Below are 13,755 nucleotides of genomic sequence, written 5' to 3' on the forward strand. Positions count from 1 at the left end.
TATAACAGTAAATGTATAACAGTAAGTAAATAAAAAACAGAGCACTAAACAATACTCTGCTTTGAGCTTGTAATCTAGCTTAAGCTCTTGTTTTATTTAACTTGAACTCGGATTACTTCTTAATAGATTGTGCTTTCCATAAGTAAAATAATACGGGTAACACCAGTAAAGCTAATAGCATTGCGCTGATCATACCGCCAACCATAGGTGTGGCAATTCTACTCATTACTTCTGAGCCTGTGCCTGTACCATACATTATTGGCAGTAAACCAATAATCACGGTACCTGCGGTCATCATTATTGGGCGTATTCTCATTCCAGCACCTTGTATTACTGATTGCAGAATATCACTTTTCGTGAGTGTTTCTTGGGCGGCCTGCTTACTTTCAACAACTTGTTGATAAGCTTGGTTTAAGTACACTAACATCAACACGCCTATTTCAACGGCAACGCCTGCTAAGGCAATAAAGCCAACGGCAACGGCAACTGAAAAGTTAAAGCCTTGTAAGTACATTAGCCAAATACTACCGACCATAGCTAATGGCAGCGTGCCTAAAATTAGTACTACTTCAACCACATTTTTAAAGTTTAAATACAACAAAACAATAATAATAAGTAAGGTTAGCGGAATAACATAGGTTAACTTGGCTTTAGCGCGCTCCATATATTCGTATTGACCTGCCCAAGTAATAGAGTAACCTGCGGGTAAACTTAGCTGCTCGTTAACTACAGCCTGTGCAGCAGTCACATAACCGCCAATATCTCGTGCTTCAATATCAATAAATACCCAGCCATTAAGGCGGGCATTTTCTGATTTAATACTTGGCGGCCCATCTTTAATCGCAATTGTTGCAACATCACCCAAGGCTATGCGTTGCCCAGACGGTGTCACTATTGGCAGCTTGGCTAATTGCTCAGGTGAATTACGGTAATCTTGCGGGTAACGTAAGCTAACCGGATAGCGCTCTAAACCTTCAATGGTCTTGGTGACATTCATTCCACCAATAGCAGTAGCAATAACTTGCTGAATATCATTAATATTTAAGCCATAACGAGCCGACTTAGCACGTAAAATATCAACATTAATATAGCGCCCGCCAGCAACGCGTTCAGAATAGACCGAAGCCGTGCCGTTAACTTGTGGCAAAATATTCTCAAGTTGCTGACCAATATCTTGAATTACTTGCAAGTTTGGCCCAGCTATTTTTATACCTACAGGGGTTTTAATACCAGTAGCAAGCATATCTATACGGGTTTTGATTGGCATTACCCAAGCATTAGTTACCCCAGGGAGTTTAACTAATGCGTCGAGCTCTTTTTTCAAACTAGCCGTAGTAACACCAGCGCGCCATTCACTTTGTGGTTTTAGCTGAATAAATGTTTCTATCATGGTTAAAGGCGCTGCATCGGTTGCCGTTTCCGCGCGACCTACTTTGCCAAACACGGTTGCGACTTCAGGCAAGGTTTTAATCAGTTTGTCTGTTTGTTGTAGCAATTGCCGTGCTTGCCCAATAGAAATACTTGGGTATGTGGTTGGCATATACATTAAATCACCTTCATCCAACGGAGGGATAAATTCACTACCAATTTTATTTACCGGATATAAGCCAGCACCTAAAATAATAACAGCGGCGAACACCGTAATTTTAGGAAAATTGAGTGCCGTTTTGAGTAGTGGCATATAGGCAGCGGTTAATGCTTTATTAATAGGGTTCTTATGTTCAGCTAACACGTTGCCGCGAATGAAATAACCCATCAGCACTGGCACTAAGGTAATTGCCAATGCGGCAGAAGCTGCCATCGCATAGGTTTTGGTATAGGCGAGTGGTGAAAACATTTTTCCTTCTTGTGCTTCTAAGGTAAATACCGGCACAAAACTTACGGTAATAATCAATAAACTGAAAAACAGCGCTGGACCAACTTCGTTGGCAGCGTTAATGACTAATTGCCAGCGTTTTTCATTACTGAGTTTTTCTTCTGGAGGTAGTTTTTCAAGGTGCTTATGCATGTTTTCTATCATCACAATAGCACCATCAACCATAGCGCCAATGGCAATGGCAATACCACCTAATGACATAATATTAGCGTTAAGCCCCTGTGCGTGCATAACCGTAAAAGCGGTCAGAATACCGACAGGAATACTGAAAATAACCACAAGGGAAGAGCGTAAATGAAAGAGGAAAATAATGCAGACTATGGCCACCACGACAAACTCTTCAACAAGTTTAGAGGTTAAGTTATCAACCGCTCGCTCAATGAGCGCAGAGCGATCATAAACCGTCACTATTTCAACGCCGTCAGGTAAGCCTTTTTTCAGTTGTTCAAGCTTACTTTTGACGCGATTAATCACTTGCTGCGCATTTTCACCAAAGCGCATAACGACAATACCGCCAACCGTTTCACCCTCACCATTAAGCTCGGCGATACCACGACGCATTTGCGGACCAGTAGTAATGTCAGCAACATCTTTTAGTAGCAGCGGCGTGCCATTTTCATTAACACCTAAAGGAATGTTTTCTAAATCATCAATACCTTTGAGGTAACCTGTTGCGCGCACCATATATTCCGCTTCAGCCATTTCCACAACCGACGCACCAACTTCTTGATTACCTTGCTTGATTGCGGTTTGAATTAACGACAGTGGAATACCAAAAGCACGTAATTTATCGGGATTAACCTGTATTTGATACTGTTTAACCATACCGCCTAAAACACTCACTTCAGAAACACCTGCGACTGTTTGTAGTTCGTATTTTAAAAACCAGTCTTGAATACTGCGTAATTGACTTAAATCATGTTGACCGCTTTTATCAACCAGTGCATATAAATAGACCCAGCCGACACCCGTGGCATCAGGGCCTAATTGTGGTTTTGCTTCAGTGGGTAGATTGGGGGCTACTTGGCTTAAGTACTCTAAAACACGTGAACGTGCCCAATATAGGTCGGTATCTTCTGAGAAAATAACGTAAACGTAAGAGTCACCAAAAAATGAAAAACCACGCACTGTTTCAGCACCAGGTACCGATAACATCGCGGTAGTTAATGGATACGTCACCTGATCTTCAACAACTTGTGGTGCTTGACCTGGATAGCTTGTTTTAATGATTACCTGTACATCAGACAAATCAGGGAGTGCATCAACAGGGGTATTTTTAAGTGAATAAATACCTGCACCAATGAGCATCAATGTACTGAGTAATACCAGTAAGCGATTGGTCACAGACCAACGAATAATAGCGCCGATCATTTGGTGTAAACCTTATTCAAACCTGCTTCTACCGTATGGGCAGCGCCGTGATCATGAAAATCACCATGATTATTACCTTTCATTGCCATGGCCTTGATAATAATAAAATCTCCGTCATGAATTTCGAAGGTAAACATTAAGTAAGCACCAGTAACAAATAAACTGATATCAACCGCGTCATCCACGATAAAATCAACGCTGGCTGCGGGTCTGTTCCATTTTTCAATAGCTTCACGGTCAATGGTAACCATGCGATGATCTGCCATAACCGAAGTAACCGTACCATGAACCATAGCGCTACTGACTTGTGAGGTATTTTGCTCCGTACCGTGTTTGTGTGCATCAGTGCTATGTTCGTCAGTGCTATGCTGATTATTACCATATTCATCAGTCATGTGTGCGTGCTCTGAAAAAGCATCCATGCGTTTAAAGTCAGATGATTTACTTGATTCAGAATCGAGTAAGAACTGCGCTGAGCTGACAATTTTTTCACCAGCGTGCAAGCCAGTTAAAATTTCAACATGATTATTGTCAAAGTGACCAACGGTAACGGCAACAGACTTGAAGTATCCATCGCCTAAAGCCAATACCACGCGATCTTGATGGCCGGTACGAATTAGAGCTTCACGAGGAATTTGTAATACTGGCTCGCTAGCACTGACATTGAGGGTAACTTGTGCAAACATATTGGGCTTTAAGTAACCGTCACTGTTGTCAAACTTTAGCCTTACAATGCCGGTGCGTGTCGCAGAGGTTAGCATAGGGTGAATATGAGCGACGGTACCCGACCACACTCTGCCAGGAAAATAATCTAAGTGCATAGTGGCGGTGTTACCCGTGGCAACGTTAACAATATCTTTCTCAAAGACTTCTGCTTTTAACCACACTTGGCTTAAATCAACAATAGATAGCATCATAGTTTCAGGCTTAACATAAAAGCCTTCGCGTATGTCTAAACTTTCAACCACACCATTTTGAGGGGCATAAAACGTTACATACTGTTGTACCCGTCGGGTATTTTTTAGGGTAGTAATAGCGCTTTCAGGTAATTGTAAAGCCACAAGACGGTTTTTGGCTGCGTTGATCAAACGTGTGTTTTTTCGATCAAGTGCAAGCAATAATTCTTCTTGTGCATTAACGAGCTCGGGTGAGTATATATCGTACAGGGGTTGACCTTGCTTAATAGTATCGCCAATGGCTTGAATATGGAGTTTTTCAATCCAGCCTGCTACGCGAGGGTGAATATGTATCAACTTATCTTCATTGTAGGTAACATAACCGACGGTTTTAATTTCATTATTTAAAGACTTTAAACTCACCTCGGTAGTACGTACGCCTAAGTTATTAATGACACTTGGCGAGATACTAATAGTACCAGGCCCTTCATCAAAGGCGTTATTTTGCGCGGTATTACCGTAGTATGGAATTAAATCCATGCCCATCGGCGATTTTCCTGGTTTGTCTCGACGATAGTTAGCATCCATTGGTGCTACCCAATAAAGTGGCTCGGCTTTAGCTGGAGTGCTATTTGCGCTAATAGCGTTTGCTGTAGTGTCTGGCATACTATGATGCGTAGTATTATCACTCAACAATATAACTAAAATTAAGGTCAATAAAATACCGATAGCTAAACCTACAGCTAAGCCAACAAGTGGACTGGCAATAATACTTAAGCCGTTAGCATCTTTGTGTTGAATATTTTGGGATTGAGAGCTTTGTGGTGCTGGTGGTTTTATATTCATGAATTCTCTCCTAGTGCTGCTAGGCTAGGTTGATTAGTAACACTGGTTTTTTGCGCGATAAATAAGTAGTTAAGCGCCAGTATAAGTTTTTGTTCTTCCACTAACAGGTTGATATGGTCTATTTCTGCGTTGAGTACCGCAATACGTGCGCGTACTACTTCAGCAAAATCGCCATCATCGTTGGTATAAGCAGAAAGCGCTGCTTCGGCTTGATCGTGAATTTGTGGTAATAGCTGAGTTTGATAAAGCGATTTTCGAGTTTGTATCCGTAGAAACCTTCCCTTAGCGCTATTAAATGAGGCGATTAATTGCCGTAATAACAATATTTTTTCAGTTTTAACGGATTCGGTTTGTGAAATAGCCGACTTAACCGCCATGTTTTGTTTATTTTCAGTAAACAAAGGTAAGTCAAAAGTCACCCCAACAGAGAAAAAATCACTTCTGCTTGCGCCGCTAGGAGTATCATCACGATAACCATAGCTTGCGTTAACTCCCCATTCAGGCTTATAAGCTTGTTCAGCGAGACTAATACCTGTTTTGTTTGAGGCTATTTTTTTATTTAACGCAAATACCGCTGGATGATTTGCGAATTGTTGTGCTAATTGCGTTGCTGATAACCACTGTTTACTTTGCACGAGTTCAGGTTTCAATAAACTAATATCGGGTAATGTACTACTTAAAGTGAACATACCTTGCTGCTCAAAAGCTACGTTAGGTTGAGTTGCTAATGACTCAACCTCAAACGGTGTTAACCACGGCGACATCATGCCGTGATACTTACTTTGTTGACCGGCAAAGGTATCAAGGCGCTCTTCTAAGCGCGTTAACTCTAACTGTGCACGAATAATGTCTTGCTGGCGTGTTTTTCCTGCGGTTGAAGCATAATTAATTTGGGCAATGTCGGTTAGCTGATCAAACAAAGCACGATTTTTTTCAATTAAGGCAATACTTTGCTGCGCTTTAAATGCGTCTAGCCATAAGCTGCCTACCGTAACGGCAACTTGTGCGCTGCGGTCTTGGCGTAAATAAGGGTAAGCCTCACTGGACAGGTGCAGTTGTTGCTTTTTAATCGCTAAGCTGTCACCTCGCGCAAACATTTGGCTAATGCCTACTTTTACTTGCGTCATACCTTCTTGAGAAAAATCAAAACCATCGGTTGGTAAATTGTTGAGCCCGAGTGACATTTTTGGGTCGGGTAATGTTGCAGCAGCATTACTCAGTGACTCTATGGCTTGCTGTTGGTGTTGATTGCCCTTTAGCCAAGGATCATTTTGCTGCGCATAGTTTATAGCGTGCTGTAGGCTTAGTGTTTTTATGGCTGTGTTTGAATTATTCGCCGTAGCCAATGTTGCAGCACTGGCTGAGCTAATAAAAATAAAAGCGCAAAAGACAATAAAAACAAAGGTTATTACAGTTAAGCACGTTGAGTAATACGGCGAACTATAAACCGCATTATTGTGCTTTATAGTTTGTTGCTTAGCCATTGCTTGGCTAGCTGTCTGGTGTTTGGTAAAAAAAATAGCAAACATATTCTCTCCAAAGAGAAATTTAACACTAGGGTTAATATATTTTTAACAGGCACTTACATGCGTAAAATAAAAACACTAACCATTGGTGTTAATAAAATGATGATAAATTAAACGCTTATCGTTGAAAAATGAGAATCACCTCAAATTTTAGAGGCAATGAGGCTGTGATCAGCTAACTATCGGTGGACGATATAAAGAAGGTAAGGGCTGTGTTACAGGGGTTTTATTAACAAAACTGATTTTGTTCGCCGTAGCGTTAATGCCACTATAGGCAATAGACTTTGAAAAAGCAGATGCATTAGAACAGCCACCCGTTAAACATTGGCAGTCTTGTGCGCAACATTGCTCGTTGCTATTGCTTGGTTGTTTTTTAGCGCTAATTTGCTGAGGGCTTTCATGGTGTGCGCTGTTAACCGACATCATAGGTTGCATTACTTCACTTGCAGAAGCACCGTGTTGACAATGAGCCATAGAGTTAGATGCACTGTTAGTGCTGCTATCATCACTCAAGATAACGCCACTCATTGAAGTCATTCCAGCCATACTATAAAACATAGTAACGGATGCCATTGATTGACCGACTAAGATCAAGCAAAGCAGAGTAACTAAAACTGTTTTATTAATAATAGATGTCACAAGTTATACCAAAGTTGATAAAAATGCGTGAATGAAAGTTGATTTTAGCACTAACAAAATCAACAGTTCAAGCTGCCACTTGGTTTCGCCGTTATATTACCCAACTAGTTATGTTACTCAACTAATACCTCCTAGATAACAGTACTTAGATAAAATCACCTAAATAGCAGCTTAAACAATATTAAAATGTGTGGCGCTGCCGTTATTTTGCAAGCAATTGCTTTATTTCATCACCTGTTATTTTTTCAACAACCTTACCATTTTCAATGTGGATTATGGTTGGAATATTTCGAATATTAAAGTGAGTGAATAACACACCATTGTTATCTATATTGAACGGAAAACCTAATTGGTAAAGTGTAATAAAGTCGGTAAGTGCTTTGTCATCTGTCCATAAGTGATTTACAAAGCCATGCCATGATTTATCACCTGATTGTTGGAATTTTTTGGTAATTGCTGACTGAATATCTTTGCAATCATTGGCCATTTTGGGTCTGGAATCTTTAAGGTACCAATCACACCAAGTCGCGGTAAAAAATAAAGTATGATTGCCCGTTTGCCAAGGTGCAATAATCTTTTGCTTCGCTTGTTCGCTGAGCATGTCATCGCTTTTGCTCGCAAGCGTCTCACCTTTGGCGAGTTTAGCAATAAAAGTATCTAGTAATTCATCCGACTCGTGTGTTGTGTACACTACATCGTTATTGGTGTTAATAAGAACACTAAAAGGGGTTCCTACGAGCCCAAGCGCTTCACTAAGTTGCCCCTCATTATCAAGTAATACTGGCATAGTTAGACCAAATTTAGTGATAACGTCATCAATATATTTCATCTCTTCATTGATATTAATATTCACCGCGATAATATTAATTTTTTCACCATAGGTTTCATGAAGCTTTTGAAAATGCGGCATTTGCGCCATACAGGGTTGACACCACGTTGCCCAAAGTTTCAGGTAAGTAGGCTTTGATTTATCAAATTCAGCTAATGATATTGCTTTATTTGACTTAAAGTCGGTTAATGGAATGTCGTTTAAATCATCGGCGAATGCCATAGGTACTAAGGTAAAAACCAACATAATAAGTGAGAGTAAGGCTTTCATGAATTTTGCACTCTTTACAGTAAATGATTAGGTATTGAGTATACCTTCAATCTAAGAAAATACGCTATATCCAAATACAATCGTATTATGGAAAATATAAAAATGTTAGCTCCAACTGAAGCTTGATATACTGCGAGCGTTTTGGATAAAAAGTATCTATGGAGTTAATTGTTACAGGCTCACGATTTAAGCTTTAAATTGTACTCAAAGGAATGAGGAAGAACATGAACGGAATAATAAACGATGGGTTTTAATTATAATTGGTTTAAAGGTGGCGCTGTTACTTTATCGAATCAGCGGGTCTTTAATCGCTATTTTAAGGAAAGCCGCGCTTACGAACACCGGAAAACTGATAATGTCATGGGTTTAGAGTTTACACGAAACGTAGGCGATTATGTAAGGGAAAATCTAATAATGGGGAGGTATTTCACGCAACGAGAACGCTATTACCCTGTTTTTAGTATGAACAATAATGTATTGAAAATTCTAGCTTTATATCTACCTTCTATATATGGAGGGGTCGCTTCGCTTGCCTGCGTATTTTTTTTTATAATGGCAGTTCTTTTTTCTGATGTGGATTTTCCTTGGTGGCTTTTAGCGGCGACCATTGGTTGGAATTTTTTTTGGCTTAATTTCCGCTTTGCTTTAAATTTTATTTTTAATAAATTCAAAGGTGCCTACATCGACCGAGAAAAGCAAACCATTAGTTTTACTTGGCACGTTAGTGGTAACCCCGCAAAAAATGAATTTGGTCATGCTACCTTCCCACTAAGTGATATTGAAGCGTTTGCGTCATTACAGTTACGTAATCAAAACGGCGGCTCAGCCTATGCCTTGTGTTTAGCCCATAAAGACCATGACAGCTATGATGGCGCTTTTTTACAAATTAGCGTGCCTGATAGTGCGCATAACACAAACTTTTGCCAAATGGAGTGGGAATTAATTCAGCGCTTTGCCGACAATACTTTGCCACTGCCCGACATACCTGATTTAGAAAAATTTCGACAGTTAGACCCTGTTACCGTTGCCTATGATAAGAAACACCAGCGACCTAAATTTCATTGGCGTAATATGCACGTTAAACAACAAAGAGCGATAGAGGCTGAAATAGAAAAGCAGGTGAATAGTTTCTTTTTTAATAGTGCGATAGCAGACCCTGAGCGTTACGCTCAAAAAGAGTTAGAAAAACCGTGGCGAACGTGGAAGGTTGATAAAAAATATTTTACCGATGAAGAGGCAATACCACTGTGGAAAAGACGAGGTAGAGTAGTTCTTAGACAGCTAATTGTTGGTGTTTAATCCTAACAGCATAGCACCGTGCTGCTTAGAGCGGCGTTAAGCGTAATATTAAAAAATTTTAAGGATGAAAATAAAGCATGATATTTGTCGTGATTGATTTAGCTATTGGTTTAGTTATTGGTTTAGCTAAGGACTGTAACTATGGGTTTTAACTATCGCTGGTTTAAAGCAGGCGCAACCACCTTACCTAATCAGCGGGTTTTTAATCGTTATTTCAAAGCTGGAGAAGGGCTCAAGGCTGATGAGAACTTTATTGGGTTGGAGTTAACCAAAAAGTTAGGTGATTACGTTAGGCGGAATTTAGCAGGTGATGAATACTTAAAGCAAGGTGAGCGCTATTACGCTATTAATAGCGTTACTGGTAATTTATTGGCATTTTTTGTTGTTGCAGGGCCAACAATACTTGGGGGGGTAGGCTCTCTTACTTGCGCATTTTTTTTATTGTATCAATGATTTCTGCTACCACAGACTTTCCAATGTTCGTTTTATACATCGTTGTGGCATGGAATTTATTTTGGTTAAATTGTCACTTTTTATTAAATTTTGTGTTTAATCGATTTAAGGGCGCTTATATTGACCGAGAAAAACAAACCATTAGCTTTACTTGGCGCGTGAAGGGTAACCCAGAAAAAAACGAATTTGGTCATGCTACCTTTTTACTAACTGACATTGAGGCGTTTTATTCGAAACAAATTAAAAATCAACAAGGTGGCTCAAGCTATACCTTGTGCTTAGCCCATAAAGACCATTACACTTACAGCGGTGCTTTTTTACAAATTAATATTAGAGATAATCCGCACAACCCTAATCATTGTCAGCATAAGTGGGAATTAATTCAGCGCTTTGCTGATAATACCTTGCCATTACCCGATATGCCTGAGTTGGAAGCATTTCGCCATCTTGACCCGCTCACCGTTGCTTACGATAAAAAACATAACCGCCCTGAATATCATTGGCGTAAAATGCATGTTAAACACCAAAGAGCAATAGAGGAAGCGTTAGAAGAAATGGTCCATAACTTTTCTTTTGAAAGTGCGATACACGATCCAACGTGCGCTAAAAAAGAGTTAGAAAAACCATGGTTAATCTGGCCGATAGAGCAAAAGTATTTTGATGATGAATTAGCTGTGCCACTATGGAGAAAGCGTGCAGGGGTTGTATTTAGGCAGCTAACCATAGGTATTTAATTTTAAAACTAACAAAAAATAACAGGGACAGTCGCTTAAAACTAACTGAGTAGCGGCTAACGCAATAACAAAATTAAAGAAATATAAAGAATGAGTAAGAATAAACTACACCATAGCAAGGCAGGCAATAACATTAAGCCCGAACAATTCGCTTGGGCTTTTTATTGAAAATGCCATTATTTTATAAATAAATGGTGTGAATATTTTTTCTTTCTATAATTAATTCAAGTATTTGGAATTACTTTTTAGATAAGCTATGATGCAAGTTCACGGACGAATAAATCAAATTTAATATGGATGTTTTTGGTATGCCCTCACACAATGAAAGACTTAGAACCTTACTTGATAGCACTAAACAAAAGACAGAAAATGCTACAACACAACAATGCTTAAGTAGTGTTATTGAAGACGCCATAGCATTTGATGGCCCTATAGAGTTTAACAATACAAAGGTGTGGTTATTATCAGGCTTGTGCCTATTAGTAGCGTGTTTTTTTGGTTATTTAATCGCTCCTAAACTTAATTTGGATTTCATTTTTTACTTCGTGCGTACATTTAATCAGTGTTCGCCAATCATATTTGCGCTTATTATGTGCGGTTTTTTTATGTGGCTCGGACTTACTCGTAATTCGAGGATTGATGCTTTATCAGATGAGATATATAGAAAAGATCTTATCGTTGATGCCGGTATGATACCTCAAAAAATTAATGGTGTTGAACACGCAAAGAAAATGGCTAAAGTACTTAATGATTTCCAACGAGGCAATCACTATTGGAACACCGAAAAATTATTTAACGCAAACTTTAGTGGTAGTGAATATTCATTTGCGTATCAATATTACTGTTTTCATTATGTTACTGAGCGCAGAGAGGTTGTAACCTCTACAGATTCAGAAGGGAGGACGACAACACGAACCGTAATGACTTATGTTCATTCAAGGCGTTATGGAATCCTGTTTGATTTTAGCTTTACTAAAGAAATTGAAATTAAAACTGGCACAGCTATTAAGTCTCAACAGTCGTTTACACCCGCTTCAATAGAGTTTAATAAAAGATACTGGGTTAAATGTAAAGATGACAAACGCGCAAGTAAATTCCTAAAACCAACGGTTGTACTCGCTTTCGAAGATTTAGATGAACAGCTTAAAGGCGTTCATTTTGAAGTAAACAACCATGGTAAGGCGTGTTTATCTACCGCGGTTGAAGTATTTGAAAATACGCGTAAATTCGGGTTAAGGCAACCTCAGCAATTCTTATCCGAGATAAATGAAAAAAACGAAGTTAATAGGCTTAATGAGCTGCTACTTTTTGCGCATAAATTAATGACATTAACAGATAATAATTTTAAGTAGGGGAGATCTTAGATGGAAATTTTAATAATTTTAATTCCGTTAACGATCCTGTTTATCGTTATTGTGAAAATTTATAACGGTATTATCCGTCGTCATAATGCGGTTAAAAGGGCGTGGGCGAATGTCATTACTCAGCAACGACAAAAAAACAAAATCATTCCTTATCTAGAAAGCTCACTCAATAAATACGGTGACTATGAGCAAGCGTTGCAAAAGCAAATTACACAATTACGTGAAGCGATCACAAATTTATCAGAATCCGATATTGATCATAGCAGTTTAAAAACCGCGCAAGAAAGTACTAGGGCTTTAGTTGGTGGTATTAGAGTGGCAGTTGAAGCATATCCCGATTTGAAAGCATCTAAATTGTATATTGGATTTATGAAGGAGTTAACGGAACAAGAAGAAAATATTGGCGCCACTGTACGTATTTTTAATCAAAATGTTGAGTCGTTTAACAATGGGATCCAAACATTTCCCAACTCACTTGTTAATACTATTTTAAACCAGAAAAAGCTAATCAATGTGTTTTCAGACAGCGAAGCTGAGGCTGATTTTGAATACAAACTAACATAAATTTAATACGTGAATATTATGATTTAATTAGTCTTTTTTTTATGATTATTATCTTTAATTAGCTGCGGTAATACATTTCCCGAAGACTTTGTTACTACTGAAAATGAGCGAAAAAAACACAATATCCACTACTACAGGGTATGTATGTAATATTCAATTTCTTTAGTGGCGGTAACTTAGAAGCTAAGCCTATAGTTGATAATACAATTTTAGAGGAGAGTAATAGTAAACTGAGGAATTTTCGACTTGGTCGAGGCATGAAAAAAATTGAACCTTTGACTGAATTTAGTTTTGAACAAAATAACGGCCAACTATTTACTAACCCTGAATATTTATCAATGGGGTCAATGAATATGGAGTATATAAGTAAAACGTCTTGGGCTATTCCGTTAACAATAGCCTTTTGTATTGGAATTGCCTTGTTAATTTCGTACCCTCAAACTCAAAAGTCATTTGCATTATATTGGGGGGGGAGGGATAAGTTTATTTACTGGCTTATGGCTAGCTTACCTAATAAAAGTCAAATACACAGAAAGCATGTATGTCTCTATTCGTTTTGAACGCAAAACCGGTTTGGTTATTTTTCCTATTGGTAATGGTGATAAGCATTTTTCAGTAGGCATAGAAGATGTTGAGTTATACACCAGTAAAGTATCGTCCAGTAAAGGGGTTATGCATCGTGTTGCTTTTCTCGCCCCCAAAAAATTCCCCAAAACAATGTGGTGGCAAAAGATTTACACGGTTAGTTTTATGCCCAGAACACCTGAGTCAGCACAAATTCTTTGGACGGAAGTAAATCATTATATGGATAAAACTAAGCCTATTCCGAAAGGCTTTTATCGAAATTGGCAAAATTTACTTGAAGATAGGGAGTCAACAGAAGAGGTGAAAAAAGAAACTCTAACACCTGAGTTGTATGCGCAAGCCCCTTTTTACGATCGAAAAAATGGTAAATATTTAGATAAGGAATTTTGGTAACGGTTACTTGTTAATGCTTTACCAGTAACTAAATTCATCTCAAGCTGTTATTTTTACCACTAACCGTGTTGGACTTATTTGTAATAGACCTAATCAATTGCTTGATTAGG

Annotated in this window: 12 protein-coding genes; 7 read left to right on the plus strand and 5 right to left on the minus strand. The window is 38.8% G+C overall.

What is annotated here, in order from left to right; genetic code table 11:
* Positions 1 to 112 precede the first annotated feature (112 nt).
* The 5 genes from ABD005_RS04135 to ABD005_RS04155 all read right to left on the minus strand — a co-directional run bounded on the left by ABD005_RS04135 (position 113) and on the right by ABD005_RS04155 (position 8,253).
* On the minus strand, positions 113 to 3,247 hold the full coding sequence (locus ABD005_RS04135; protein ID WP_343815287.1) for an efflux RND transporter permease subunit: 3,135 nt from the start codon (positions 3,245 to 3,247) through the stop codon (positions 113 to 115).
* Positions 3,244 to 4,989, minus strand: coding sequence for an efflux RND transporter periplasmic adaptor subunit (locus ABD005_RS04140; RefSeq protein WP_343815290.1), 1,746 nt, complete (start codon positions 4,987 to 4,989; stop codon positions 3,244 to 3,246). Before ABD005_RS04140 ends, ABD005_RS04135 begins: the two co-directional genes overlap by 4 nt.
* On the minus strand, positions 4,986 to 6,518 hold the full coding sequence (locus tag ABD005_RS04145) for a TolC family protein (protein ID WP_343815293.1): 1,533 nt from the start codon (positions 6,516 to 6,518) through the stop codon (positions 4,986 to 4,988). The genes ABD005_RS04140 and ABD005_RS04145 overlap by 4 nt, the downstream gene beginning before the upstream one ends.
* A gap of 168 nt (positions 6,519 to 6,686) precedes the next feature.
* Positions 6,687 to 7,154, minus strand: a complete 468-nt coding sequence (locus tag ABD005_RS04150) for a hypothetical protein (RefSeq protein ID WP_343815296.1) — start codon at positions 7,152 to 7,154, stop codon at positions 6,687 to 6,689.
* Positions 7,155 to 7,356: 202 nt separating this feature from the next.
* A complete protein-coding gene (locus ABD005_RS04155; protein ID WP_343815301.1) occupies positions 7,357 to 8,253 on the minus strand; it encodes a redoxin family protein in 897 nt (298 codons plus the stop codon).
* Between the two features lie 552 nt (positions 8,254 to 8,805).
* Between ABD005_RS04155 and ABD005_RS04160 the strand changes: the two genes are divergently transcribed.
* The 7 genes from ABD005_RS04160 to ABD005_RS04190 all read left to right on the plus strand — a co-directional run bounded on the left by ABD005_RS04160 (position 8,806) and on the right by ABD005_RS04190 (position 13,645).
* The gene (locus ABD005_RS04160) at positions 8,806 to 9,552 is read left to right on the plus strand and encodes a hypothetical protein (RefSeq protein WP_343815304.1); all 747 of its coding nucleotides are present in this window, start codon (positions 8,806 to 8,808) and stop codon (positions 9,550 to 9,552) included.
* A 141-nt stretch (positions 9,553 to 9,693) separates the two neighbouring features.
* Complete coding sequence (locus ABD005_RS04165; RefSeq protein ID WP_343815306.1) at positions 9,694 to 10,005, plus strand: hypothetical protein; 312 nt, start codon at positions 9,694 to 9,696, stop codon at positions 10,003 to 10,005.
* Positions 9,978 to 10,739, plus strand: coding sequence for a hypothetical protein (locus ABD005_RS04170; RefSeq protein ID WP_343815308.1), 762 nt, complete (start codon positions 9,978 to 9,980; stop codon positions 10,737 to 10,739). The genes ABD005_RS04165 and ABD005_RS04170 overlap by 28 nt, the downstream gene beginning before the upstream one ends.
* A gap of 308 nt (positions 10,740 to 11,047) precedes the next feature.
* Complete coding sequence (locus tag ABD005_RS04175) at positions 11,048 to 12,091, plus strand: hypothetical protein (protein WP_343815310.1); 1,044 nt, start codon at positions 11,048 to 11,050, stop codon at positions 12,089 to 12,091.
* Between the two features lie 12 nt (positions 12,092 to 12,103).
* Positions 12,104 to 12,667, plus strand: a complete 564-nt coding sequence (locus tag ABD005_RS04180; RefSeq protein WP_343815313.1) for a LemA family protein — start codon at positions 12,104 to 12,106, stop codon at positions 12,665 to 12,667.
* 257 nt (positions 12,668 to 12,924) lie between these two features.
* Positions 12,925 to 13,227, plus strand: coding sequence for a hypothetical protein (locus ABD005_RS04185; RefSeq protein ID WP_343815315.1), 303 nt, complete (start codon positions 12,925 to 12,927; stop codon positions 13,225 to 13,227).
* Positions 13,205 to 13,645, plus strand: a complete 441-nt coding sequence (locus ABD005_RS04190) for a hypothetical protein (RefSeq protein WP_343815318.1) — start codon at positions 13,205 to 13,207, stop codon at positions 13,643 to 13,645. The genes ABD005_RS04185 and ABD005_RS04190 overlap by 23 nt, the downstream gene beginning before the upstream one ends.
* Positions 13,646 to 13,755: the final 110 nt, after the last annotated feature.

Origin of the sequence: Colwellia asteriadis, from assembly GCF_039523295.1 — a bacterium.
Classification (GTDB): Bacteria; Pseudomonadota; Gammaproteobacteria; order Enterobacterales; family Alteromonadaceae; genus Colwellia; species Colwellia asteriadis.

Coding starts and splice junctions, on each gene's coding strand:
- ABD005_RS04135 (WP_343815287.1), bottom strand. CDS start 3,247: ATGATCGGCGCTATTATTCGTTGGTCTGTGACCAATCGCTTACTGGTA.
- ABD005_RS04140 (WP_343815290.1), bottom strand. CDS start 4,989: ATGAATATAAAACCACCAGCACCACAAAGCTCTCAATCCCAAAATATT.
- ABD005_RS04145 (WP_343815293.1), bottom strand. CDS start 6,518: ATGTTTGCTATTTTTTTTACCAAACACCAGACAGCTAGCCAAGCAATG.
- ABD005_RS04155 (WP_343815301.1), bottom strand. CDS start 8,253: ATGAAAGCCTTACTCTCACTTATTATGTTGGTTTTTACCTTAGTACCT.
- ABD005_RS04160 (WP_343815304.1), top strand. CDS start 8,806: ATGGCAGTTCTTTTTTCTGATGTGGATTTTCCTTGGTGGCTTTTAGCG.
- ABD005_RS04165 (WP_343815306.1), top strand. CDS start 9,694: ATGGGTTTTAACTATCGCTGGTTTAAAGCAGGCGCAACCACCTTACCT.
- ABD005_RS04175 (WP_343815310.1), top strand. CDS start 11,048: ATGCCCTCACACAATGAAAGACTTAGAACCTTACTTGATAGCACTAAA.
- ABD005_RS04180 (WP_343815313.1), top strand. CDS start 12,104: ATGGAAATTTTAATAATTTTAATTCCGTTAACGATCCTGTTTATCGTT.
- ABD005_RS04185 (WP_343815315.1), top strand. CDS start 12,925: ATGAAAAAAATTGAACCTTTGACTGAATTTAGTTTTGAACAAAATAAC.
- ABD005_RS04190 (WP_343815318.1), top strand. CDS start 13,205: ATGTATGTCTCTATTCGTTTTGAACGCAAAACCGGTTTGGTTATTTTT.